This window comes from Halalkalibacterium halodurans (genome assembly GCF_004376175.1).
GTDB classification, from domain to species: Bacteria; Bacillota; Bacilli; order Bacillales; family Bacillaceae_D; genus Halalkalibacterium; species Halalkalibacterium halodurans.
Genome location: NZ_SNUY01000061.1, coordinates 1 through 26,535, shown reverse-complemented (window position 1 = coordinate 26,535; position 26,535 = coordinate 1). Strand labels below are relative to the sequence as shown.

The window sequence follows — 26,535 nt, the reverse complement described above, 5'->3', positions numbered from 1 at the left end:
AGCACTGAAAGACTTGAAAGGCTTTTAAAAACCATAAGATTCTCAACGAGGAGAACCCTAAAATCCTGAATTCGCTTACACATATGAGGATGGAAAATACTCCTCCCACAAAAGGTTGACACAATCAGCAGCTTAGATCTACTTGCGTTCTTTTTAGCTCTCGCATATAATGAATTTTAATTAAAAAAGCGAACATACAATGGACGATGAGAGGGACAGTACACGTCACCCCTTCCAAAAGCGAGTCAGGGATGGTGGAAGCCTGATGGAACGTGAATGTGGAAAATCACCCTTTAGTTTTTGCACCGAACGATCGTTGATTCAGTAGGCTGCAACAGGTCATGCCTGTTAACAATGACACGAGGGAACAAGCAAAGAATGTCGTTTGTTCACTAGGGTGGTACCGCGGGAATACCTTCTCGTCCCTAATGGGGATGGGGAGGTTTTTATTTGTTCCATTGAAAACAATCATTTCCGCCACAAGGCTGGCTGTAATGGAGTTGCAAATCATTAGGAGGAATGGAAATGGATTTTAAAGAAACATTGCTCATGCCAAAAACGGATTTCCCGATGCGGGGAAATTTGCCAAACCGTGAGCCGCAAATGCAGGAAGAATGGAAAGATATGAATATTTATGAGAAGGTGCAAGCACGGACGAAAGGTCGTCCACTGTTTGTGCTTCATGATGGACCACCTTATGCCAATGGTGACATCCATATGGGGCATGCACTGAATAAGGTTTTAAAGGATATGATTGTTCGCTATAAGTCCATGGCAGGTTTTCATGCTCCGTATGTTCCAGGGTGGGACACCCACGGCCTGCCGATTGAGCAAGCGTTAACGAAATCTGGTGTTGATCGCAAATCGATGAGTGTCGCCGAGTTCCGTAAGCTTTGTGAAGAATTTGCACGGAAGCAAATTGACCGCCAACGTGAACAATTTATGCGATTAGGTGTGCGCGGGGACTGGTGGAACCCTTACGTCACTTTAGATAAAGGCTTTGAAGCCCAGCAAGTAAAAGTGTTCGGGGAGATGGCGAAAAAAGGCTACATTTATAAAGGAAAAAAGCCTGTCTACTGGTCACCATCGTCAGAATCAGCGTTAGCGGAAGCGGAAATCGAATATCATGACAAACGCTCACCGTCGATTTACGTAGCTTTCCCAGTGAAAGATGGAAAGAACGTATTACAACAAGATGAAAAAATCGTCATCTGGACGACAACTCCGTGGACGATCCCAGCAAACTTAGGAATTGCCGTTCATCCTGAACTTGAATATAGCGTTGTCGCTGTGAAAGGCGAAAAATACGTCGTCGCGTCAGGACTTGTGGAAACACTCGAATCCGCTCTTGAATGGGAAAATCCAGAAATCTTGCGAACGATCAAAGGGGTAGATTTAGAATACGTCGTCGCTGAACATCCGATTTACGGCCGAGATTCCTTGGTTGTTTTAGGGGATCATGTCACGTTAGATGCCGGTACAGGATGCGTCCATACAGCGCCTGGACACGGGGAAGAAGACTACATTGTCGGCCAAAAGTACGGTTTAGACGTGTTATGTCCAGTTGATGACAAAGGGTACATGACCGCTGAAGCACCTGGCTTTGAAGGATTATTTTATGACGAAGCGAACAAACCGATCACGCAAAAGTTAGATGAGTGCGGTGCGCTCCTAAAGCTAACGTTTATCACCCACTCTTATGCCCATGACTGGCGGACAAAAAAGCCGGTCATTTACCGGGCGACGGCTCAGTGGTTCGCATCGATTGAAAACTTCCGTGACGAATTGTTGAGAGCGATTCAGGAAGTGAAGTGGGTTCCAGAGTGGGGGGAAACGCGCCTCTACAACATGGTACGTGACCGCGGTGATTGGTGTATTTCACGTCAACGCGTATGGGGTGTGCCGATTCCGATTTTCTATGGAGAGAATGGAGAACCGATCATTACGGATGAAACGATCAACCACGTATCAGAGCTATTTAGAAAGCACGGATCAAATGTTTGGTTTGAATGGGAGACGAAAGATTTACTTCCAGAAGGATTTACCCATGAATCAAGTCCGAATGGTCAATTCACACGAGAAATGGATATTATGGACGTTTGGTTCGATTCTGGCTCTAGCCATCAAGGGGTGCTTGTAGAGCGTGAGGAGTTAGATCGACCTGCGGATCTTTATTTAGAAGGCTCAGACCAGTATCGCGGTTGGTTCAACTCATCGTTATCAACAAGTGTAGCGATCACAGGAAAAGCACCTTACAAAGGGGTGTTAAGCCATGGCTTTACCCTTGATGGTGAAGGAAAGAAAATGAGTAAATCACTCGGAAATGTCGTCATTCCGAATGATGTAATGAAACAGCTTGGAGCCGATATTTTACGCCTTTGGGTCGCATCTGTCGACTATCAAGCAGATGTACGCGTATCGGATAAAATTTTGAAGCAAGTATCGGAAGTATATCGGAAAATTCGCAACACCTATCGTTTCCTGCTTGGAAACTTACACGATTTTCATCCAGCAACGCACCGTGTGGCCATTGATCAGTTAAACGGACTTGATCGCTACATGCTTGCAAAATTAAACGATGTCATCAATCGTGTGAAAAAGGCATACGACGAGTACCAGTTCTCAACCGTATATCACGAGCTCCACAACTTCTGTACGATTGAGTTAAGCTCGTTCTATATGGATATTGCGAAAGATACCCTCTATGTGAAGCATGCTGACCATCCGGATCGAAGAGCTACGCAAACGGTCATGTATGATGTGCTCGTAGCGTTGGCCAAACTCTTGTCCCCAATTATCCCCCATACGGCGGATGAAGTGTGGAAACATATCCCAGGTGTTGAAGAGGAGAGTGTCCAGCTGACGGATATGCCAGAACCGATCGAGCTTGGGGACATGAGTGAATTAAAACAAAAATGGGATGCGTTTATCAACGTTCGTGACGATGTTCTAAAGGCACTTGAAAATGCGCGAAATGAAAAGGTGATCGGCAAATCTTTAACGGCGGCCATTACGCTTTACGCTGATGGTGACGTCCGCCAGCTTTTAGAAGAGCTTGGGCCGTTAGATAAGTTGTTCATCGTGTCCGCTGTAAAAGTGGCTGGCTCTGTCGCGGATGCGCCAAAAGAAGCCGAGTCATATGGCGATTTAGCGATCGTTGTTGAAAAAGCAGCAGGCGAAACGTGTGAACGTTGTTGGGTTGTGAGCCCAACGGTCGGTACAAACAACGAGCATCCGACCCTTTGTGCGGATTGTGCGGAGACAGTGGCGACGTATTATGTAACAAAATAATCAAACAAAAAAACGAGGTCATTGACCTCGTTTTTTTGTTTGGGGATTTAAAGTTCTAGCATCTATAATGGCAAACGAATAATGACCTTATGCAACTAAAATTTAAAAAATTATACAGGATCATCGTTTTTGCATGCTTGAAAACTCTTGACAAATGTTGCTCGGGCTATCGTCACCTTTTTAAGGACAGACTACAAATGAAAAGCTACAATCTGTAGTTTTTTGACGCACAGGACGTGCTAATACAGCCGATGCCACAGGACGTGGCGCTATAGGCAGTGGACGCACAGGACGTGCTAATACAGCCGATGCCGCAGGGAGGCGTGCTTTGGGAAACTGACCGCTTAAAAGTGGACATGATCGTCTAACGATGCGCTGAAAAAGGGGAGGAGAGCATGCAACAATACGCGGAACTACGGGAGCGCTTAACAGAGAGAAAAGCCGCTCTTGAACAGCGCCTCAAGCAGTCGGGCGAGCTAGGAATGCAAGAGGAAAAAGGCACGCTCTCTGGATCGACAGGAGAGCTGTCGCAGTACGATAATCACCCGGCCGATACGGCGACCGATCTTTACGAGCGAGAGAAAGACATCGCCCTCTACGAACAGATGAGTCGAGAGTATGAAGAGATTAAACAAGCCTTAGATCGAATGGAAAATGGAACATATGGAATCTGTGAAAGAACGGGGGAACAAATTCCATATGAGCGTTTAGAGGCGAATCCAACGGCAAGGACGACCGTTGCCTATGGAAATGGCCAACTTCCAGCCAACAGACCGGTGGAGGAGGATGTGCTGGAGTCGTTTGATCGGTACAACTTTGATGAATCGGATGATGAAACCGAGTTTGACGCTGAGGATGCGTATCAAGCCGTCGGACGCTTCAATGAACTCGATATGGTGTTTGAAGATGCATCCTTGGATGAAGAGGACGAGCTCATTGGCTACGTGGAGGAAATTGAAGGATTTGTGTCGACGGGGATCGAAGGCTATAGTGGAGCAGAGAATGTCCAGTTTCAACGAAATGTTCATTACGATCAGTATATGAATCACTTGCGTTAGGAAGGATGAAGGAGGGACATTCCCCTCCTTTTTGTGCTACAATGCTAACGTAGAGATGAAGCAGGAGATCGGAGGACTGGACGTTGATTTATTACATTGTTGCGTTAGTGATTATTTTGCTGGATCAATGGACAAAGTGGCTAGTCGTTCGCCATATGGAAATTGGAGAAAGCATCCCGTTAATTGATTCTGTACTTTACTTAACATCCCATCGAAACAAAGGAGCAGCATTCGGGATTTTAGAAGGACAAATGTGGCTATTCTACATCATTACGTCCATTGTAGTGATTGGGATTGTTTATTACATGGAAAAAGAGGCCAAGCATGATCGTGTATTTGCGACGGCCTTAGCTCTGATTTTAGGGGGCGCTATCGGTAATTTTATCGACCGCATCTTTCGTGGGGAAGTGGTTGATTTTGTCAATACGTACATTTTTACATACAACTTCCCCATATTCAACGTGGCAGACTCCGCGCTTTGCGTCGGGGTTGGCATTTTATTTTTGAAAATGATTCGTGACGAACGAAAGGCAAAAAAGGAGAAGAATGCATGAGTGAGCAATTGACGTGGACCATTTCGGAACAGCAACAAGGGGAGCGGATCGATAAGTTTTTAACTGCTCAAGGGGAAGAATGGTCAAGAACACAAGTACAACAGTGGATTAAAGATGGCCATGTGTTAATTAATGGTCGAACGATCAAATCGAACTACAAGGTGGAAACTGGCGATACGCTAGAGCTTTTTGTGCCAGAACCAGAAGTATTAGAAGTGGTTCCTGAAAATATTCCGATTGAGATCATTTATGAAGATGAGGACGTAGCGGTTGTGAATAAGCCGCGAGGGATGGTCGTTCATCCGGCACCTGGACACACGACAGGAACGCTTGTCAATGCCCTCATGTATCATTGTAACGATCTTTCGTCGATCAATGGCGTGGTTCGTCCAGGGATTGTACACCGGATCGATAAAGATACATCAGGGCTGTTAATGATCGCAAAAAATGACAGAGCCCATGAATCGTTAGTGAACCAATTAAAAGCAAAAACGACCGAACGGGTGTACCAAGCAATCGTTCACGGCAACATTCCCCATGATCATGGGACGATTGATGCGCCAATCGGCCGGGATAAGGTAGATCGACAAAGCATGACAGTGACAGAAGAAAACAGCCGCGATGCAGTAACCCATTTTACCGTCCTTGAGCGATTTGGTGATTTTACCTTTGTTGAATGTCAACTGGAAACAGGGAGAACCCACCAAATTAGGGTCCATTTTAAATACATTGGCTTTCCCCTTGCAGGTGATCCAAAATATGGACCGAAAAAAACATTATCAATTGATGGACAAGCGCTTCATGCACAAAAATTAGGGTTTGAGCATCCTCGTACCGGTGAATTTATGCGCTTTAAAGTAGAAATGCCAGAAGAGATGAAAAAACTCATCAGGCAATTGCAAAATAACCGTTGACACGGTCGTCGTATTTTGTCATAATTGCACCAAGCGAGAATTGAATAAGCTCCTTTAATGTTAGTCCAGTGAGGCTAAGAAGGAATCACGAAAACGCCGCTCGTCGTTTTCATGACTTTAGGTAACGTATACCCTTCTGCCCTTTGGACAGAAGGGTTTTTATACTTTAAAGAGCATCTAACATTCAAACGGAACGAAAACGACTTGGAGGTGTCACAGTGTCGCGGTTAATTTTAGATGAGCAAGCGATTCGGCGAGCAACAACGCGGATCGCCCACGAAATCATCGAACGCAATAAAGGTGTGAGCGATTGCCTTCTTGTCGGAATTAAAACGAGGGGGATCTATTTAGCGAACCGCCTCCAAGAACGAATTGAAACGATCGAAGGCATCAAGCTCCCAGTCGGTGAAGTAGACATTACCCTTTATCGCGATGATTTAACGGTGAAGTCAACGACGGAGGAGCCGATTTTGCAAGGGACGGATGTTCCTGTCGATGTTACGGGAAAAAAAGTCATCCTGATCGACGATGTATTATATACCGGTCGAACGGTGCGAGCAGCCTTAGATGCGTTAATGGATTTAGGCCGGCCAGAACAAATTCAATTGGCGGTGTTAATCGACCGCGGGCATCGGGAATTGCCGATTCGCCCAGATTACGTTGGCAAAAACGTTCCGACGTCTAAGCAAGAACAAATTGTCGCCAAGCTTTCTGAAGTGGATGGCATTGATGAAGTAACGATTGAACAAAAAACCTCATAACCACCTCTTTAAATCAGTCCCGTGAGGCTGTTAAGAGGTACACTCTTTCTTGGGCACCTGTGTGCTTTTTTACAGGAGTAGTGTAACCTCTTTGTCATGGGCAAGGAGGTTTTTTGTTTGCATAACCAAGGAGGAGAAAACAATGGCAAAACAACAAAGAGATATCGGCATTCGTGAAGTTCCCCAACCACATAAATGGCTAATCTTAAGCTTACAACACCTATGCGCCATGTTTGGTGCGACCATTCTCGTACCACTATTGGTCGACTTAAGTCCAGCAGTGGCCTTAATTTCAAGTGGGCTCGGAACCCTTGCCTACTTGCTAATTACGAAAGGACAGGTGCCGGCGTATCTTGGATCATCGTTTGCTTTTATCACTCCGATCATTGCAGTGACAGCGTTTGGCGGACCGGAGGCGGCGATGGTCGGGAGCTTTTTCGTCGGTCTCGTATACGGAGTAGCCGCCCTACTGATCAAAGTCGTAGGAAGAAAATGGCTGATGACGGTCTTGCCGCCGATCGTCGTTGGACCAGTCATTATGGTGATTGGTCTCGGCTTAGCTGGCGTTGCGATCGATATGGCGATGATGGAGACAATCGAACAGGGGGTACAAGTGTTTAACGGTACGTTTATGCTAGTGGCGATGATTACATTGCTGATCACAATCGTTGCAGCTGTTTTCTTTAAAGGATTTTTCGGACTTGTTCCAATGATGTTTGGAATCGCAGGTGGCTATGTTACCGCGTTATTCGTCGGCTTGATTGACTTTCAAGCGGTGTATGAGGCGAAATGGTTAGTGGCTCCAGACTTTATCGTGCCATTCGTCACCTATACACCGACGGTTGAATGGACCGTGCTTGCGATTATGGTGCCGATTGCCGCCGTCACCTTAGCAGAGCATATCGGGGATCAAATGGTGTTAAGTAAAGTTGCTGGGAAAAACTTTTTAGAGAAGCCAGGATTGCATCGCTCCCTTGCAGGGGATGGGGTTGCGACAATGATCGCTTCCTTTCTTGGAGGACCACCGAACACGACGTACGGGGAAAACATCGGCGTCATCGCCATCACTCGTGTGTTTAGCGTATTCGTGATCGGAGGTGCGGCTTTGCTCGCGATTATGTTCGGATTTAGCGGCAAAATTTCAGCTCTCATTTCCACGATTCCACAAGCCGTTATGGGAGGGGTGTCGATCCTCTTATTCGGGGTCATCGCTTCCTCTGGACTGCGGATGTTGATTGACAACGAGATTCAGCTCGGAGAAAAACGAAACTTGATCATTTCCTCGGTCATACTCGTCATCGGAATTGGCGGTGCGTTCGTTCCGATAAACGAAAATGTCCAAATTCCAGGAATGGCGTTAGCGACGATCATCGGGATTGTTCTTCACTTAGTGTTACCGAACAAGGAAGTAAGCTACGGAACGAAGAGCATGTTTGAAAATGAAAAGACGGTGAGAAAAAAAGAACAAGCTGCATAACAACTGAAAGGATCGACCTTTAATGAAGGACAGAGAGCCTTCAAAGGCGTGACTTGTTTGAGAGAGGCAATCAGTAAAGCGAGGCCTTTCTCTACCTCTGCACGCCCGAAGCTGCTCGATCGGGCGTGTTTTTTACACTCTTAAGAGAAAAAAAGATAAGAGAACCAATCGATTCTGCCATGATGACTTGGCGGTAAGGCAAGGTTCTCATTTTATAATCTGAGGTGATGGAAAATGGCGGTACCGTTCTTACAGGATCATGATACGAAACACGACTTGCTTACTATGTCCCATTTATCGCTTGAGGAAATTGAGCACATTTTGCACGATGCCCAGCAGTTTGAAAATGGTGTCCTTTGGTCGCCAGCGGAAAAGCTCTTTGTCGCCAATTTGTTCTTCGAGCCGAGCACGCGGACGAGAGTGAGCTTTGAAGTAGCCGAGCAACGACTTGGGCTCCATGTCGTCAATGTGGATGGGGAACGATCCAGCGTGCAGAAAGGGGAAACGCTGTACGATACGGCGAAAACACTTGAGTCTATCGGTGTAAACGCCCTCGTCATTCGCCATCGCCAGGACCGATATTTCGAAGAATTGCAAGATCGTATTAACATCCCGATCATTAATGCTGGCGATGGTTGTGGCCATCACCCGACCCAATCCTTGCTCGATTTGTGGACAATTCAACAGGAATTTGATAGATTTTCTAACCTTATCATTGTTATTAGTGGAGACCTTCGCCATAGCCGAGTAGCTCGCTCGAATGCCGAAACCTTAACTCGTCTCGGTGCCCGCGTTTACATTTCAGGTCCGCGGGAATGGATGGAAGGCTATGAGGGGGTTTACCCTTATGTGACGATGGATGAAGCGGTCGAACTAGCGGACGTCATCATGCTCTTGCGCGTTCAGCACGAACGGCATGATGGGACCGTTTCATTCACCCAAGCATCGTACCATGAGCAATTTGGCTTAACGGTCAAACGGGAAGCGCGGATGAAGCCAAAAAGCATTGTCATGCACCCAGCGCCTGTGAATCGTAATGTGGAGATTGCGAGCGAGCTTGTGGAATGCCCACGCTCACGAATCTTTAAACAGATGAAAAACGGGGTCGCCATCCGAATGGCCGTGTTAAAGCGAGCATTGACAGATGAATAATAAGGGGAGAGAGAACATGAAAACGTTGATTAAAAATGGCAGCATCGTCACAAAGGAAGGAACGGTTAAAACACAAGATGTATTGTTGAACGATGGCGTGATTTCCGCCATTGGCTTAAATCTTGAAGAAACGGACGCCCATGTAATCGAAGCGAATGGAAAGCTAGTGACCCCTGGACTTGTGGATTTACATGTTCATTTACGGGAGCCAGGTGGTGAAGCGAAGGAGACGATTGAAACAGGAACAAAGGCGGCAGCGAAAGGAGGCTTTACTACTGTTGCGGCCATGCCAAATACTCGTCCGGTTCCAGACAGCGCTGAGCAAATGAGCTGGCTGACAGGTAGAATTGATGAGACAGGGGTTGTCCGCGTTTTACCATACGCAGCCATCACGACGAGACAGCTTGGCCGGGAGCTAACCGACTTTGCCAAGTTAAAGGAAGCAGGCGCCTTTGCCTTTACCGATGATGGTGTAGGCGTACAATCGGCAGCGATGATGCTTGAAGCGATGAAAGAGGCGGCAAAGCTCGAGATGGCCATCGTTGCCCACTGTGAAGAAAATACGTTGATCCAAAACGGTTCAGTCCACGAAGGAGTATTTTCAAAAAAGCATGGGATTGCAGGGATTCCATCGGTTTGTGAGTCCGTTCACATTGCTCGCGATGTGCTTTTAGCCGAAGCGGCAGGTGTTCACTACCACGTCTGTCACATTAGTACAAAGGAATCGGTTCGGGTTGTCCGAGATGCTAAGCGTGCAGGCATTCGTGTAACGGCGGAAGTGACACCACATCATTTATTATTGTGCGATGAAGACATTCCAGGTTTGGATGCCCACTATAAAATGAATCCGCCGCTCCGTGGGAAAAAAGATCGAGAGGCGTTAATTGAAGGATTGCTAGATGGAACAATCGACTTTATTGCGACAGACCATGCTCCGCATACAGAAGAGGAAAAAGGGCAAGGAATGGAGCGCGCACCGTTCGGTATTGTCGGATTAGAGACGGCGTTCCCCCTTCTGTACACTCATTTTGTCAAAAAAGGGACCTTTACGCTAAAGCAACTTGTTGATTGGTTGACGATTGATCCAGCGGAAACATTCCAGCTACCGTATGGCCGGTTGGAAGAGGGGGCACCAGCAGATGTGACGATCATTGACCTAGAAGTGGAACGAGCGATCGATCCAGCACATTTTGCTTCAAAAGGCCGCAACACACCGTTTGCTGGGTGGACATGCCAAGGGTGGCCGGTAGCAACACTTGTAGGTGGCAAGCTTGTTTGGGAAGAGAAAGAGGTGGCGAGATGAAAAGACAACTCATTTTAGAAGATGGCAGTGTGTTTGTAGGAAAAGGGTTTGGTAGCGATCGAGAAATGTCAGGAGAAGTGGTATTTAACACGGGAATGACAGGCTACCAAGAGATGCTCTCTGATCCATCCTACTGCGGACAAATTGTGACATTAACTTACCCATTGATCGGAAATTATGGAATTAACCGCGACGACTTTGAATCGATGAATCCAGCGATACACGGGTTAATCGTCAAAGAAGCATGTGACATTCCGAGCAACTGGAGAAGTGAAGAATCATTAGACTCCCTGTTAAAAGCGAAGCAAATTCCTGGACTATCTGGGATCGACACTCGAAAGCTCACCCGCTTGATTCGGATGCACGGTACGTTAAAAGGCCAGCTCTGCCCACTTGATGTAGACGTAGAGCAAATCGTTCAGGAGTTGAAAGCAACACCAACACCGACCGATCAAGTGTCGCGCGTCTCAACGAGAGATCCATACCACGTACCAGGCCCTGGTAAGCGCGTTGTCCTCGTTGATTATGGAATGAAGCATAACATTTTACAGGAGCTCATCCGCCGCAATTGTGAAGTGTTTGTTGTGCCTTACCACACATCAGCAGAAGAGGTGCTCCGCTTAGGGCCTGACGGCGTCCTGTTAAGCAACGGACCAGGAAACCCAGAGGACGTATCTGAGGGAGTAGAAATGATCCGCAACCTATTAGGAAAAGTTCCGTTGTTTGGTATTTGCCTCGGTCATCAACTGTTCGCACTTGCTTGCGGAGCAAAAACAGAAAAGCTTCGCTTCGGGCATCGCGGCTCGAACCACCCTGTGCGTGAACGGAGTACGGGATTGATCGAAATTACGGCACAAAATCATGGCTATACGGTAACGGAAGGTTCACTTGTGAATACGGATTTAATCGTTACCCATGAAGCAGTGAATGACGGAACAATTGAAGGATTGGCACACAAAGTACATCCAGCGTTCAGCGTTCAGTACCACCCGGAGGCATCACCAGGACCGGAAGATTCAAACGTGCTATTCGATCGTTTTATTAAGCTGATGGAATCAAACAAGCATCGGGCGCTCACGGTATAACAGATAAAATTGGGAGAGTGAGAGAACATGGGGAAACGCGAAGATATTAAAAAAATTCTCGTCATCGGTTCAGGACCAATTGTCATCGGACAAGCGGCGGAGTTTGATTACGCAGGAACGCAAGCGTGTCAAGCATTAAAGGAAGAAGGCTATGAAGTGATTCTCGTCAATTCCAATCCTGCCACGATCATGACCGATACGACAATGGCTGACCGTGTCTACATTGAGCCGTTAACGCTAGAATTTGTGAGCCGAATTATTCGCATGGAGCGACCGGATGGCATCTTGCCGACACTCGGTGGCCAAACAGGGTTAAACATGGCGGTTGAATTAGACCAAGCGGGCATTTTAAAAGAGTACAATGTCGAACTTCTCGGGACGAAATTAGATTCGATTCAACAGGCGGAAGACCGTGACCTGTTTCGAGCATTGATGAAAGAATTAAATGAACCTGTGCCAGATAGTGAGATCATTCATACGTTGGAGGAAGCGTACACGTTCGTCGAGCGTGTCGGCTACCCGATCATCGTTCGCCCTGCGTATACGCTCGGCGGTACTGGCGGGGGTCTCGTATACAATGAAGAAGACCTTGTTGAAATCGTAACGAGCGGTTTGAAGTATAGCCCTGTGACCCAATGTCTAGTGGAAAAAAGCATCGCGGGCTTTAAAGAAATTGAATATGAAGTCATGCGGGATGGAAAAGATCATGCGATCGTCGTCTGTAACATGGAAAACATCGATCCTGTCGGCGTTCATACAGGGGATTCAATCGTTGTGGCCCCGTCGCAAACGTTATCCGATCGTGAATACCAAATGCTACGAAACTCGTCGTTAAAGATTATTCGCGCTCTAGGAATTGAAGGAGGGTGTAACGTTCAGTTTGCCCTTGATCCGGATAGCTTCCAATATTACATCATTGAAGTGAATCCACGGGTGAGCCGTTCATCTGCCCTCGCGTCGAAAGCGACCGGTTATCCGATTGCAAAAATTGCCGCAAAAATTGCCGTTGGTTATACATTGGATGAATTGCTCAATCCGATTACCCAAACGACGTATGCTAGCTTCGAGCCTGCTCTTGACTATGTCGTGAGCAAAATTCCACGCTGGCCTTTTGATAAATTCGAAGCAGCCAACCGTTTCCTCGGTACACAGATGAAGGCGACTGGGGAAGTAATGGCGATTGGACGGAACTTGGAGGAATCTCTGTTAAAAGCGGTTCGTTCATTAGAAGCCGGGGTCTATCACTTAGATCAACCAGATGTAAATGACCTTGATAAAGAAAGCCTCGAGAAAAAGCTGACAAAGCCTGATGACGAGCGATTGTTTGCCTTAGGAGAGGCGATCCGTAGAGGGTATACGATCGAAGAGCTTTGGGCGTTAACAAAAATTGATCGCTTCTTCCTCCGTTCGTTTGCAAGAATCATCCAGCTCGAAAAACAACTAAAGGAAAACGTAGGCGATTTAGAGCTACTAAAAGAAGCAAAAGAGCGTGGGTTCTCCGATATGATCATCGCCGATCTATGGGGAACATCCGAACAGGAAGTGTATGAGCTCCGGATGAACCATGGCCTCTCACCAGTCTATAAAATGGTCGATACGTGTGCAGCAGAGTTTGCGTCGGCGACACCGTATTTTTACGGAACGTACGAAGAAGAAAACGAATCGGAACGAACCGATAAAAAAAGCATTCTCGTGTTAGGCTCTGGCCCGATCCGAATCGGACAAGGAATCGAATTTGATTATGCAACGGTTCATACGGTATGGGCGATTAAAGAAGCAGGGTACGAAGCGATTATTGTGAACAATAACCCTGAGACCGTATCAACAGACTTTAGCACGTCCGACAAACTTTATTTTGAACCGCTCACCGTCGAAGATGTGATGCACATTGTTAATTTGGAGCAGCCAGAAGGGGTGATCGTCCAGTTCGGGGGACAGACAGCGATTAATTTGGCGTCCGAGCTAGCGGCACGCGGCGTGAAAATTATCGGAACGGCTCTTGAAGACATGGATCGTGCCGAGGATCGGGATAAGTTTGAACAGACATTGGTTGAATTGAACATCCCACAACCATTAGGCGATACGGCAACTTCGATTGAGGAAGCTCGCCAAATTGCTGAACGTATCGGCTACCCAGTTCTCGTCAGACCGTCGTATGTACTCGGCGGCCGGGCAATGGAAATCGTTTATAAAGAAGAAGAACTGTTAAACTATATGGCCCATGCGGTCAAAGTGAATCCGAAACATCCCGTGCTCATCGACCGCTATTTGACAGGTAAAGAGCTAGAGGTTGACGCAATATCCGATGGAGAAAACGTCTATATTCCAGGCATTATGGAGCACATTGAGCGGGCAGGGGTTCACTCGGGAGACTCGATTGCTGTCTATCCGCCGCAAACCGTTCCTGAATCGCTGAAACAAAAGCTGATCGAACGGACGATCGAGCTTGCTAGAGGGTTGCGGATTGTCGGGTTGCTGAACATTCAGTTCGTCTGGCATAAAGACGATGTGTACGTCCTTGAAGTAAACCCACGGTCAAGCCGAACGGTACCGTTTTTAAGCAAGGTGACAGGTGTTCCGATGGCGAATGTGGCGACGAAGGTGATGCTTGGGAAAACATTGCCGCAGCTCGGCTATGAAACAGGCTACCATCCAGAGGCAAAAGAAGTCTCTGTAAAAGTACCCGTCTTTTCGTTCGCAAAATTGCGCCGGGTGGACATCACGCTAGGACCAGAAATGAAGTCAACAGGTGAAGTAATGGGCCGAGACAAAACGTTAGAAAAAGCATTGTACAAAGGGTTAATTGCCTCAGGAATGAGCATTCCGACCCACGGTTCGGTGTTGTTTACGATCGCCGATAAAGACAAGCAGGAAGCGATCAGTCTCGCAAAACGCTTTTATCAAATCGGCTTCTCGATTCTCGCAACGGAAGGAACAGCCCATATTCTGCAAGCGGAGGGCATTCCAGTGACGACGGTCAACAAGATTAGCGACGAAAAGCCCCATTTGCTAGACGTGATCCGTGCAGGTGACGCTCAATTTGTCATCAACACGTTAACGAGAGGAAAGCAACCAGCCCGTGACGGGTTTCGAATTCGCCGTGAATCGGTCGAAAACGGGGTCGTATGTCTCACATCACTAGACACAGCCGAGGCGCTTCTCCGCGTCCTAGAATCCATTACGTTTTCTGCTGAAAGCATGCCGGTCATGCAATAGAGAAAGGGGAGGACCGATGAGACAGACAGAACGGATGACAATTACGAGCCATCAGCGAATCGCTGATGGCATCTATGAAATGAAAGTAACAGGTGAGCGCGTAAAAGAGATGACCTCACCTGGGCAGTTCGTCCATGTGAAGGTGGATGATGGCTCAGAGCTGTTACTACGGCGCCCGCTCAGCATCTGCCACGTAGACGAGCAGACGAACGAATTAACGCTGCTTTACCGAGCAGAAGGGCAAGGCACGAAGCGGCTGGCGCAAAAAGCGCGGGGGGAGACGGTCGACATTCTCGGACCGCTCGGTCAAGGGTTCCCATTGGAGGCAATAGCTTCAGGGGAAACGGCTCTGCTCATCGGTGGCGGAATCGGAGTCCCTCCTCTTTACTATTTGGCGAAGCGCCTGAAAGCGAAAGGCTGCCACGTCATTAATGTGCTTGGCTTTCAATCCGCAAAGGACAGCTTTTACTATGAGCAGTTCTCTCAACTCGGGACAACATATGTAGCGACCGTGGACGGTACAGCGGGGACGAAAGGGTTTGTCACCCATGTGCTGGATCAAGAAGTCCTTTCGTATAATGTCGTCTATTCTTGTGGGCCAACTCCTATGTTAAAAGCCGTGAGTGAACGTTTTATTGGTGAACGTGCCTTTATTTCGATGGAAGAACGGATGGGCTGCGGGATTGGTGCATGTTTTGCCTGTGTCTGTCATGTGACAGGAGATGAGGCAGGAACGGCGTATCGAAAAATCTGCACCGATGGCCCAGTATTTCCAGTAGGGGAGGTCGTGCTATGAGTCGGTTAGCAGTAGAATTACCAGGTCTCTCTATGAAAAATCCGATTATGCCAGCTTCTGGTTGCTTCGGCTTTGGTAAAGAATTTGCTGGCTTTTACGACCTGAATCTTTTAGGCGCGATCGCCATTAAAGCGACCACCGTGGAGCCACGTTTCGGAAACCCAACGCCTCGCGTAGCAGAGACCCATTCGGGCATGCTAAATGCGATCGGCTTGCAAAACCCAGGCCTCAATAACGTCATTGATAACGAGTTGGCTCGGCTTGCGGACGTGGATGTACCGATTGTGGCCAACATTGCAGGTTCAACCGTGAACGATTATGTCGAAGTGGCTGAAGCCATTTCCCGTGTGGACAATGTCCATGCGCTTGAACTAAACATTTCTTGCCCGAACGTAAAAGAGGGCGGGATTGCCTTTGGAACCGTGCCAGATGTGGCGGCACAGCTAACGCAAGAAGTGAAGCGCGTCTCTACTGTGCCCGTCTATGTGAAGCTTTCGCCAAATCTGAGCGACATTGTGGAAATGGCGCATGCAGTGGAGCGAGCTGGAGCCGACGGATTGTCGATGATCAACACACTCCTTGGAATGCGCCTTGATTTAAAACGGCGGACGCCAATTTTAGCAAACGGAACAGGTGGGCTGTCTGGACCTGCAATAAAGCCTGTGGCGATTCGCATGATTTATCAGGTGAGCCAAGCCGTTTCGATTCCGATCATTGGGATGGGCGGGATTCAATCGGCTGATGATGTGCTGGAATTTATGCTAGCAGGAGCAGATGCGGTAGCGGTCGGTACTGCCAACTTTACCGATCCTTACGTTTGTCCAACGATCATTGACGAGCTGCCAAAGCGAATGGATGAGCTTGGCATTGAACGGATTGCCGATATTGTCGGAGGGAGCTGGAAGATGTCATGATACGACCATTGATCATTGCCCTAGATGTAGAAAACCGGGAGAACATGCAGGAACTGCTCAAGACACTTCCAAAACCTCTGTTCGTAAAAGTAGGGATGGAGTTATTTTACAGTGAAGGCCCAGCTGTGATTGAGCAACTAAAGGATGAAGGACATCAAGTGTTTCTCGATTTAAAGCTGCACGACATTCCGAACACGGTAAAGCGAGCGATGCGACAACTAGCCACACTCGGAGTTGACATCGTGAACGTTCACGTAGCAGGAGGAACAAACATGATGGCTGCGGCACGGGAAGGACTGGAAGCTGGGACAGTGGACGGCCGTAACCGTCCGAAGCTCATCGGTGTGACACAGCTTACAAGTACAAATGAGGCTATGCTACAAAAAGAGTTGCTCATTCAGTCCAACATGAACGGGGCAGTGTCTCATTATGCTCGGCTTGCAAAGGAGGCCGGACTGGATGGGGTTGTCTCGTCCGCCCAAGAGGTTCCTATTATTCACGAGCATTGCGGTCCGTCTTTTTTGACCGTCACACCAGGGATTCGTTTAAAAGAGGATGACAAAGGGGATCAAACGCGAATTGTTACCCCGGAAGAAGCGCGGACATTAGGGAGCTGGGCTATCGTTGTCGGTCGCAGCATCACGGCGGCTCCAGAACCTGCTGCCGCCTATGAAATCATACGCAAGCAATGGGAGGGTTAAGGATGAAAGAGACAATCGCACAACATTTGTTAGACATTGAGGCGGTTACGTTACGCCCGAACGACCCCTTTACGTGGAGTTCTGGGATCAAGTCGCCGATTTATTGCGACAATCGTCTAACGATGGGCTATCCGCACATTCGCCAGTCGATTGCGGAAGGATTTGAGCAGTTGATTCGCTCACATTTTCCAGAGGTGACCGTTGTTGCAGGAACTGCGACAGCGGGAATTCCCCACGCTGCGTGGGTAAGTGATCGACTGCAAGCACCAATGGTTTATGTTCGTAGCAAGTCAAAAGGTCATGGCAAGCAAAATCAAATCGAAGGGAAGCTCTCTTCCAAGGATCGTGTCGTCATTATTGAAGACCTTATCTCGACTGGAGGAAGTGTCATTCAAGCAGCCGATGCGTTAAGAGAAGCTGGTGCTGACGTTCTTGGAGTTGTGGCGATTTTTACATACGGGCTAGAGAAAGGGCAGGATCAGCTAGAGGCAGCTAATCTTCCCTCCTACGTATTAACGGACTATCCGACTTTGCTAGATGTTGCGATCAGACGTGGTGACATCTCAGAAGAAGAATTACAAAAATTACAGAAATGGCGTGAAAATCCTAGCTCGCAAAGTTGGATGAACGAATAATTGTCATTTGCCTTCTACCTTAGTATGCTAAAAAGGAAGGAGAGGGGAGGCAATGGAATGCGAAAAATGACGGGTGAAGAGTTTGATCCACTCGTCTCTTTTTTTGACGGGATGGCGCAGGCGAGCTGGCTTCGTCCAGTCCACGATCGGTTAAAAAAAGGGACGGGATCCTGGGCGAATCGTGCCGTATTAGATGTAGGGTGCGGAACGGGGCGCTTGTTGGCAAGAGGAGTACATGAGGCAGCCCACTTAGCAGGAGTGGATTTGTCAAAACAAATGGTATTGGCGACAGAAGAGCGATTGCATGAACACAAGCAATGCGGAAGGCTGACGGTCGTCCAAGGGGACGCGTATGATCTGCCGTTTGCCGATGAATCGTTTGACGTTTGCCTCTCTACTTGTGTCATGTTCCTTCTGCCAGAGCCCGAGCGAGGGATGAAGGAAATGATTCGGGTGCTAAATGGGGCAGGTGTGATCGGAATGCTAAACCCGACTAACAAGATGAATCATGCCGCTGCAAAAGCTTACTGCAAGAAGAGCGGGATCACAGGCTTTGAAGAAAAAACGCTATTGCAATGGTCCAATGTCTCGACACGTCGTCATCGTTATACGGCTGAACAGCTTACGCATTTCTTTAAGAAACACGGAGCATGGGTGGTTACCCATGAGCTCGTCCTTGACGGCTTAGCGGTCGTGACGGTTGCGTCATGGAACAAATAACGAAAACCGCCTCAAATCGAGGCGGTTTTTCTCAGTTCGCTTCAAGCTCCAGCTCCTCGACCCGTTTTTCGAGGTAGCGTCTGTCTTTTTGCGCATGGAAGCTCTCGGCTTTTTCAACGATCACCGTCGTATTGTACTCAGGGATTTTCGCATGCGTTTCGTAAACACCTTTCGGAAGAAGCATGTTTCCTTCAGGCCAATAAACCGCAATGTTCCCTGTCTGGGTGTCGCCAAAGCAGGCGCGTCCTTGGAACGTACCATATTGGTTGTAGACGACAATCGATTCACCGTTACGAATATTTAATTTCTTCCCGTCCGTTTCGTTCATGATCACGTCATAACGATCGGCTCCGTTAAATGGGTCCGTTTCACTGTACACCATCGAGTTAAACTGTTTGCCTCGCCGACTTGTCACGTAAAAGTGACCCTCGGTGCGGCGGAACTCTGGTAGGTCGATAGGGAGTAAGTTTCCACGTCCATCAGGTGTTGGGCAAACACCCCCTTCACAAAGCCATGCACCTCCCCATTGAAAGACATCTCCGCGATTTTTCAGGTGTTGGATTCCGTCATAATTCGGATTAGCTACGGCAATTTCATCACGGATTTGTTGGGCAGTTTGAAAATCGATTAAATGAGCCCGTTCTGGATCGACTCGTTTGGCGAGCTCGATGTAAATGTCCCATTCTGCCCGTGCTTCTTCGATTCGCGGGCCTTTAATTTCCGGACTGAAGTAGACCATTCGCTCCGTGCTCGTCGACGTTCCTCCACCTGGCTGTTCATAGCGCGTCATCGCTGGAAGAACGATCACTTCTTCTTTTGCATCTACGAGAGTGGACGTGTTAAAAATGATGTCTTGATGGACGCGAAGCTCGACGTTTTCCAACACGCGTTGGATAAACGCTGGGTCCGGCATCGTTTCAAGGAAGTTACCACCACTCGTATAAAAAAGGCGCACCTTTCGTTCATGATCGTCTGGAAGCAAGACATTCTCTAACATTTGCCCGACCGTGTCCCCTTGCCAATCTGGAATGTGGAATCCCCAGATCGCTTCGATCCGCTTTTTATGTTCTGGTTCAAAATCACCGCCAGGCAAGACAAATGGATCAGCGCCCATTTCTCCTGAGCCTTGCACACCACTATGGCCGCGAATCGGCATCACACCGCAATGCTTTCGCCCGATAAACCCTTGCAAAAGAGCTAAATTGGCGACTTGGGAAATGTTATCGGTCGCAAATCGGTGCTGGGTAAGTCCCATGCTCCAAATAAACACACCCGATCGTGAGTTGGCTAGAAGCTTGGCAAACTCGAGGATCCGTTCTTTTGAAAGTCCGGCAGACTTCACGATGTCGTTCCAGTTTAATTGCTCCACATGCTCCTTAAGCTCTGCAAAGCCGTTCGTATGGTTCGCAATAAACGCGTGGTCGATCGCAGATCCTGGCCGCTCTTTCTCCATTTCAAACCAATGCTTCATCACCCCGTTCATGAACGCAATATCGCCGCCAATGTTTACTTGAAATACATCATCAACTATTTGTGTGCCGAACAGGGCGCTTTCAGGAATCGAAGGAATCCAATAGTTTTCCATCGCCGGCTCACGGTACGGGTTAATCATAATGATCTTCGTCCCTGCCTTTTTCGCGGCATACATATATTTTGTTGATACTGGCTGGTTATTGGCGGCAACAGAGCCCCAAAAGACGAGGACGTCGGTACCGATCCAATCTTGATAATTACAGCTTGACGCACCGATACCGAGAGAACGTTTTAACGCCGTTTTACTTGGAGAATGACAAATTCTTGACGCATTATCGATGTTGTTCGTTCCTAGAAAACGAGCCACCTTGGCCGCTGTGTAATACACTTCATTTGTAATTCCTCTTGCCGTTAAGTAGAAAGCAAGCTGTTTTGGGTCAATCGCTTTTATTTTTGCGGCGATACGGTTCAAGGCATCGTCCCAGCTAATGCGGGTAAATCTTTTTTCTCCCGGCTTTCGCGACAGTGGATACGGAATCCGGCCGAGCTTGCGTAGCTCCGTACTATCAAGCTTCCTAAGCTCTTCCACATCGTCCAACCATTTCGGATCGATGGCCGGCATGGTGTTCAACCGTAATACATTTAACCGTGTGGTGCAAAGGTGTGGTCCCGCGAGCGTTTGGTCTTGCAAGCCGGAAACGCCAAGGGCGCAGCCGTCGCAGACCCCCTGTGTTAAAATACGGTAGGCATAGCCAAGATTGTCGCGATTTTCGAGTGCGACTTTTAACGTATCGCGAATATGTTTTGGTTTCACTTTTCCTAAGCCGAGGGGCACTTTCCCCGCCCATAATGACGGGTCCCATTTTTTATCTAGTTTCATCGGGCCAGCATGTTTCGTCTTTCCCATTCATGATCATCCTTTCTTATGGCTCGTAAAGGTTACGACCGTAAGTGAAGCAAGTGTTCGATAGTGAAAAAAAACCGCTGGTATTCGCTGAAGGAAGCTTCAAGTCGAATATGCAGCGGTTAGCCTTTGACAGGAGCGCTATCAAGTACCAACAACAAAAATCCAGTTAAGCTGTTAAGCGGTCGATCCTGACGCAAACAGGAGCGCTATTGACGCAGGCTCAACGCTTTTTGGAAAATTTTTCTTCAATGTTATCAGCAAACACAAACACAGACATGCCGAAATCTCGTTCAATATCAATGTCAACAAAAAGATCGACAAGCTCGGTGCCCAGGAAGCTTTCCATTTCCACTGGGCGGTTTTTTCGATACATTTCTTTCACCATCTCGGTTCGAGCGGCTCTTAGCATTTGTTTTCCTTCATCGGCGCTGGCAATAAATTTTTCTACAGGTGAGAGGTTGCCTTCCATTTCACAGATTGCCCAGTTCTTACAAAAGGTAGTGTTAATCTTACTTGGGCCTTTGCCCATATGCTTTTTTCGGAAAGCACGTACGAGATTACTAAATTCAGCTTCGTATTTATTCATGTTTTTCAGCCCTTTATGACCCAATCGTTTCCTCTAGTATTCTTCTCCTTCATCATAGCTTGCGCCTTCATTTTCTGTCAATCAGCTCACGAGTCCCTGTTTGTTGCTTTGTGCGCGCAACTGACGAATGTCCACACGAATAAAAAGGGAAACGGCAAGGGCGACTATAAACATGCCGGTAAAAATGTAAAGGGTGCCTGCATAGCTATTCGTCGTCTCGCGAATATACGAAGCAATCATAGGTCCAACGAGTCCCGCTAATGCCCAGGCTGTCAAAATGTAGCCATGAATCGCACCGAGCTGCTTCGTACCAAACAGATCCCCAATGTAAGCAGGAATCGACGCAAACCCACCGCCGTAACAAGTCATGATGAAAAAGAGCACCACTTGAAACAATAGCACGTGCGTGATCGAAGGGAGCATCACGAAGGCGACAATTTGAATAAGGAAAAAGGCAGTGTATACGTTCGGTCGCCCAATGTAATCAGAAATGGACGCCCAGCCGATTCGTCCCAGTCCATTAAAAAGCCCCATAAGTCCAACCATTGTTGCCGCTGTTGCTGCTGTCATGCCCGTAATCTCTTGCGCCATTGGCGAGGCAACGGCTAAAATCGCGATCCCACATGTGACGTTAATGAAAAGCATCGTCCATAGGAACCAGAACCGTTTCGTCTTTACCGCTTCATTAGCCGTTAGTTGTGAGAGATCCTGCTTTTGCAAACGACCAATTTCCGTTTTTGCTTCTATAAAACCAGCAGGTACCCAGCCCTGAGGGGGTGGCTCTAAGTATAGAGCAGCGGTAAACATAATGATCATGTAAAGGCCACCAAGGATAAAAAAGGTTGCAGCAATACCGACAGATGTAATGAACGCATTCATGATCGGGCTAAACACGAGGGAGGCGAAGCCAAAGCCCATGATCGCCAGTCCTGTCGCTAAGCCGCGCCGGTCGGGAAACCATTTGACGAGGGTAGAGACAGGGGTTATGTAGCCAACACCGAGTCCAAATCCGCCAAGGACCCCATAGGAAAAATAGAGCAGCCAAAGAGATTCAAGAGAAACGGCGAGCCCTGCGCCTAAGGTACCGAGTCCGAAAAACGAGGCAGCCACCATCCCTGATTTTCGCGGTCCATGTTTTTCGACGAAGTGCCCCATAAACGCTGCGGAAACGCCGAGGAACGCAATGGCGATACTAAATGTTAAGGACACTTCCCCCAAACCCCAACCGAATTGCTCAATCAATGGATTCGTAAAGACGCTCCAAGCATAGACCGAGCCGATCGAAATGTGGATTCCAACTGCCGCAAGCGCAATGAGCCAACGGTTTTTTGTCGTTTTCATCGATTATTCACTCCCCAACATCATTTTTTCGGTTACAATTAAAACAAAAAACCGCCGAGCTTCAAATGCACATAACGTGCGAAGAAGACGACGGTTTAGCCAACAAACAGGTACGCTGCTGCTGAACCAAACGGAGCGTTTGATGTCCATTTGCTGAAAGGATAACCGGCGACAGGTTCGCTATCCCGTGTCCATCCTTCTCGAGCAAAATGTTGCAAAATTGTGAATAAATCCGTTTTGATTCTATCATGAAAACGGATACATTGACAAGAGCTTTTTTAGTTGATGAATAGGGTCACTCACGTACCAGATGAACAGAGGAAGGAAAAACCGATGTCCCGTCCAGCTTTTTTTATTTACTCTTGGAAGTAGACTTGTGAATTTTCTCAATCTATGATTAAATGTAAGCTAATTTCACCTGTGGAGGAAGGTGAGGAAAGTTGACAAACCCTATGCAAGCAACGCGAAAAATTATTTCAATTACCGATCAAAACGTTGTACATCGAGAGGATCAGGTGGCACGTGAATACCCGCTGACGATCTATGTAAATGATCGTGAGTTTGCGACGATGGTCTGTACGCAGGCCGATCTAGAAGAAATGGTGATTGGGTTTTTAGGCTCAGAGGGACTCATTCGATTTTACAAACAAGATGTCGCCTCCCTTTCCATCGATGAATCGCGTGGGTTTGCCTATGTTTCTCTCACGAAAGAGCTGCCAACCGAATGGCAATTTTACTCCAAACGAATGATCGGTTCTTGCTGCGGAAAGAGCCGACAATCCTTTTATTTTCACAATGACGCAAAAACGGCTAAGACGTCCACGAGCCGGACGACGATTACGCCTGAACAATGCTTTCGCTTGATGGAAGCCCTTCAGGAGCAAAGCGTCATTTTTCAGCAAACAGGAGGCGTCCATAACGCCGCCCTTGCAACCCCAGAACAAATGCTCATCTCCCGCACCGATATTGGTCGCCATAATGCGTTAGATAAACTGTACGGATACTGTCTAATGAACGGCGTACCTGTCCGCGATAAAGTGCTGTTGTTTTCCGGCCGGATATCGTCGGAAGTCCTATTAAAGGCAGCTAAAATTGGCGTCGGCATCATGCTGTCCAAATCGGCACCAACCGAGCTGGCATTGACGATGGCTGAGGAATTAAATGTCACGACCGCTGGCTTTATCCGTGACGGACGGATGAATATTTACACCGTTCCAGAGCGGATTCTTACACCAAAAAAGGAGGTTCAATGACATGGGAACTCAACCGATGACCGACCGACTTAATCGCCCGTTCCGAGATCTGCGAATCTCTGTTACTGATCGTTGTAACTTTCGCTGTCACTATTGTATGCCCGCCGACATTTTTGGACCTGACTATCCTTTTTTAAAAAAGACTGAGATTCTTAGTTTTGAGGAAACCAACCGGCTCGTTCATTTATTTCATCAAACCTCCCCGATAAAAAAAATCCGCATTACCGGCGGTGAGCCGCTCATGCGGAAAGATGTAGATCAGCTCATTTCCATGCTAACCGCAACAACAGGCATTGAGGATGTAGCGATGACAACGAATGGCACGCTGCTACCGAAAATGGCTGACAAGCTGAAAAAAGCAGGGCTGAAACGAGTGACTGTCAGCTTAGACAGCTTGGATGATGAGCGCTTCGGCAAGATCAATGGTCGAGGGATCGGGACGAAGCCAGTTCTTGACGGAATGGAGGCCGCAAAGGAGGCGGGGCTTGGCGTAAAAGTAAATATGGTCGTGCAAAAAGGAGTGAACGACCAGGATGTATTGCCGATGGCACAATTTTTTAAGGAAAAAGGGTACACGCTCCGGTTTATTGAATACATGGACGTAGGAAACTCCAATGGCTGGCGCATGGATGATGTCGTCGCAAAGCGAGACATTCTCGAGATGATTCATAAAGTCCATCCGCTTGAGCCGGTCGAGTCGGATTATCCAAGCGAGGTTGCGACGCGGTATCGCTATAAGGGAACTTCGGTGGAAATTGGCGTCATTTCGTCAGTAACCGACGCCTTTTGCACAACGTGTAACCGAGCAAGGTTATCTGTAGAAGGAAAGCTTTACACATGCCTCTTTGCGACAAAAGGTCACGACTTCCGCGAGCTTCTTCGCAGCGGCGCATCGGATGAGGCGATCCAGCAAAAGCTTGCCGCGATTTGGCATGTGCGTGACGATCAATACTCGCTCAAGCGAACGAGCCATACGAACAAACGGAAAAAAGTTGAAATGTCACATATCGGTGGCTGATGGAAAAGAGCCCCGCGTATCGGTACGGCACCGAAGCGCGGGGTCATCTGTTGTGGAAAACGTTCCTATTGATTTAAATGACCAAACGTGTTTAAGTGTTGCGCCATGTAAAAGGATGAATATGGTCCAAATGGCATATTTTCATTGGAACACTAGAATTATAAAAGAACTATAAACCCCTCCTGTTTATTTCACCTCATCCCCCATATTAGACCTATACACCTATTCGTTTTTTATAATCTAAAGACCTTAGACCCTAATCGCTGTGATAAGGTTCCTTTCACGATATGAAATTTGTACAATAGATACGTAGTTTTATCCAAAGTCATCCATGTAAGGGGGTCTATGCTAACGATGGCAAGGAATGAAGGATTGCTTGCGAGAGTTTGCATAGAGACTTTGGTGTGGATAAGACAATTTCTTTTTTCTCACGTACTTTTTACGCTCATTTGTAAAACATCTCGTTCCGAGAGAATTGCTTAGTCGGAATAGTAAGGTAGTGTGGGTAACGAAGTAGTTCACGAGCCACTTTTTCGCTGGGTACGATTTAATTGGGATCTGAAATAAAGGTGACAATCATGAGGCTGATTCATCTATTTGTAGACACATTAAAAGCAAGAAAGACGGAGATCGGCTTTTTTTATCAGAAGATAAAGAAAGAGAACCAATGGAGTAAACGATCGGTGTATTTCGCGCTTCTATGGCAAAATATACTTTTTGCGGTTATTATATCATTTCCTCTTATAGTGAGTCTTGTACTTATAGGTTTATTTATATACAGGGCTGTTTTTTTGAGGGATGAAAATATTGCATTAAACCTGAATTATTCATAAAAAACCTTTAATGCCCAAATAATGCTTATCTATCAAGGTATTGAGCTAAATGGTCCATGCATCAAATAAATGAAAAAAGAATCCATTTCTGATATGGTTAAAGCAACGATGAAATAACCACAGAAAGGATTCTTATAATGGCTACTTTACCGCAATTAACACTAGATTTCAATCGTCAAATTAAATTATCAACTGATGGAGGCTCTCTTTCTTCTGATACAGGTGAATTCGTTTTTCGAGAGTTTGATGAAAAAATCGGATTCTCTGATACTCTTGTTCAACACCTGCATCTGAACGACGAGAGAAAATACCATGTTCATTCAAATGAAAATCTACTTCGTCAAAAGCTTTTTCAACTCATCGCTGGTTATGCTGAGGATGATGCGGCCGATCAATTGACGAATGATCCTGTTTTCACCCAAATGATTGGGACTGACTCCTTAGCTTCTCAACCAAGTTTATCTCGCTTTTATACACGATTTGATCATGAGTCCATTGAACAATTACATCACGCTAACCAAGAACTTTTAGATAAAGTACATGAACT

Annotated in this window: 21 protein-coding genes and 1 other annotated feature; of the genes, 18 read left to right on the top strand and 3 right to left on the bottom strand. The window is 47.2% G+C overall.

The features are described 5' to 3' along the window. Positions 1-197 precede the first annotated feature (197 nt). Positions 198-430 (top strand) — a binding site (T-box leader). A 95-nt stretch (positions 431-525) separates the two neighbouring features. From ileS to E2L07_RS16405, 15 genes are all read left to right on the top strand, one after another. Beyond that, positions 526-3,291, top strand: a complete 2,766-nt coding sequence (ileS, locus tag E2L07_RS16475) for an isoleucine--tRNA ligase (protein WP_134230096.1) — start codon at positions 526-528, stop codon at positions 3,289-3,291. A 395-nt stretch (positions 3,292-3,686) separates the two neighbouring features. Beyond that, positions 3,687-4,349, top strand: coding sequence for a TraR/DksA C4-type zinc finger protein (locus tag E2L07_RS16470; RefSeq protein ID WP_053430916.1), 663 nt, complete (start codon positions 3,687-3,689; stop codon positions 4,347-4,349). Positions 4,350-4,432: 83 nt separating this feature from the next. Continuing rightward, the gene (gene lspA, locus E2L07_RS16465) at positions 4,433-4,903 is read left to right on the top strand and encodes a signal peptidase II (protein ID WP_053430917.1); all 471 of its coding nucleotides are present in this window, start codon (positions 4,433-4,435) and stop codon (positions 4,901-4,903) included. Beyond that, positions 4,900-5,817, top strand: a complete 918-nt coding sequence (locus E2L07_RS16460) for an RluA family pseudouridine synthase (RefSeq protein ID WP_010898693.1) — start codon at positions 4,900-4,902, stop codon at positions 5,815-5,817. Before lspA ends, E2L07_RS16460 begins: the two co-directional genes overlap by 4 nt. Before the next feature lie 218 nt (positions 5,818-6,035). Continuing rightward, positions 6,036-6,578: a bifunctional pyr operon transcriptional regulator/uracil phosphoribosyltransferase PyrR gene (gene pyrR, locus E2L07_RS16455; RefSeq protein ID WP_010898692.1), complete on the top strand. Its 543-nt coding sequence runs from the start codon at positions 6,036-6,038 to the stop codon at positions 6,576-6,578. A gap of 142 nt (positions 6,579-6,720) precedes the next feature. Then, complete coding sequence (locus tag E2L07_RS16450) at positions 6,721-8,055, top strand: solute carrier family 23 protein (RefSeq protein WP_053430918.1); 1,335 nt, start codon at positions 6,721-6,723, stop codon at positions 8,053-8,055. 234 nt (positions 8,056-8,289) lie between these two features. Continuing rightward, positions 8,290-9,207, top strand: coding sequence for an aspartate carbamoyltransferase catalytic subunit (locus tag E2L07_RS16445; protein WP_053430919.1), 918 nt, complete (start codon positions 8,290-8,292; stop codon positions 9,205-9,207). 16 nt (positions 9,208-9,223) lie between these two features. Next, the gene (locus E2L07_RS16440) at positions 9,224-10,510 is read left to right on the top strand and encodes a dihydroorotase (RefSeq protein WP_134230095.1); all 1,287 of its coding nucleotides are present in this window, start codon (positions 9,224-9,226) and stop codon (positions 10,508-10,510) included. Continuing rightward, on the top strand, positions 10,507-11,595 hold the full coding sequence (locus tag E2L07_RS16435; RefSeq protein ID WP_010898688.1) for a carbamoyl phosphate synthase small subunit: 1,089 nt from the start codon (positions 10,507-10,509) through the stop codon (positions 11,593-11,595). Before E2L07_RS16440 ends, E2L07_RS16435 begins: the two co-directional genes overlap by 4 nt. Before the next feature lie 27 nt (positions 11,596-11,622). Beyond that, positions 11,623-14,811 carry a carbamoyl-phosphate synthase large subunit gene (carB, locus tag E2L07_RS16430; RefSeq protein WP_053430921.1) on the top strand — a complete coding sequence of 1,063 codons (3,189 nt, stop codon included), beginning with the start codon at positions 11,623-11,625 and terminating at the stop codon, positions 14,809-14,811. Positions 14,812-14,827: 16 nt separating this feature from the next. Continuing rightward, positions 14,828-15,607 (top strand): dihydroorotate dehydrogenase electron transfer subunit, encoded by a 780-nt coding sequence (locus E2L07_RS16425; protein WP_134230094.1) that lies wholly within the window; start codon positions 14,828-14,830, stop codon positions 15,605-15,607. Then, positions 15,604-16,521 (top strand): dihydroorotate dehydrogenase, encoded by a 918-nt coding sequence (locus E2L07_RS16420; protein WP_134230093.1) that lies wholly within the window; start codon positions 15,604-15,606, stop codon positions 16,519-16,521. The genes E2L07_RS16425 and E2L07_RS16420 overlap by 4 nt, the downstream gene beginning before the upstream one ends. Continuing rightward, complete coding sequence (gene pyrF / locus E2L07_RS16415; RefSeq protein WP_134230092.1) at positions 16,518-17,222, top strand: orotidine-5'-phosphate decarboxylase; 705 nt, start codon at positions 16,518-16,520, stop codon at positions 17,220-17,222. Before E2L07_RS16420 ends, pyrF begins: the two co-directional genes overlap by 4 nt. 2 nt (positions 17,223-17,224) lie before the next feature. Then, on the top strand, positions 17,225-17,857 hold the full coding sequence (pyrE, locus tag E2L07_RS16410) for an orotate phosphoribosyltransferase (protein WP_010898683.1): 633 nt from the start codon (positions 17,225-17,227) through the stop codon (positions 17,855-17,857). Between the two features lie 57 nt (positions 17,858-17,914). Continuing rightward, positions 17,915-18,577: a class I SAM-dependent methyltransferase gene (locus E2L07_RS16405; RefSeq protein WP_053430925.1), complete on the top strand. Its 663-nt coding sequence runs from the start codon at positions 17,915-17,917 to the stop codon at positions 18,575-18,577. Positions 18,578-18,608: 31 nt separating this feature from the next. On the opposite strand, the gene E2L07_RS16400 is transcribed toward E2L07_RS16405, so the two are convergent. From E2L07_RS16400 to E2L07_RS16390, 3 genes are all read right to left on the bottom strand, one after another. Further along, complete coding sequence (locus E2L07_RS16400; RefSeq protein ID WP_134230091.1) at positions 18,609-20,957, bottom strand: FdhF/YdeP family oxidoreductase; 2,349 nt, start codon at positions 20,955-20,957, stop codon at positions 18,609-18,611. A 220-nt stretch (positions 20,958-21,177) separates the two neighbouring features. Beyond that, complete coding sequence (locus E2L07_RS16395) at positions 21,178-21,543, bottom strand: Na-translocating system protein MpsC family protein (protein WP_041821650.1); 366 nt, start codon at positions 21,541-21,543, stop codon at positions 21,178-21,180. Positions 21,544-21,624: 81 nt separating this feature from the next. Further along, positions 21,625-22,884: an L-lactate MFS transporter gene (locus tag E2L07_RS16390; protein ID WP_134230090.1), complete on the bottom strand. Its 1,260-nt coding sequence runs from the start codon at positions 22,882-22,884 to the stop codon at positions 21,625-21,627. A 440-nt stretch (positions 22,885-23,324) separates the two neighbouring features. Here E2L07_RS16390 and fdhD point away from each other — a divergent pair, with 440 nt between their 5' ends. The 3 genes from fdhD to E2L07_RS16370 form a co-directional block, all read left to right on the top strand. Next, a complete protein-coding gene (gene fdhD, locus E2L07_RS16385; RefSeq protein WP_053430926.1) occupies positions 23,325-24,137 on the top strand; it encodes a formate dehydrogenase accessory sulfurtransferase FdhD in 813 nt (270 codons plus the stop codon). Between the two features lies 1 nt (position 24,138). Next, positions 24,139-25,155: a GTP 3',8-cyclase MoaA gene (gene moaA, locus E2L07_RS16380; protein ID WP_134230089.1), complete on the top strand. Its 1,017-nt coding sequence runs from the start codon at positions 24,139-24,141 to the stop codon at positions 25,153-25,155. 970 nt (positions 25,156-26,125) lie between these two features. Next, the coding region (locus E2L07_RS16370) for a transposase (RefSeq protein ID WP_208402082.1) at positions 26,126-26,535 on the top strand (410 nt) is incomplete at its 3' end.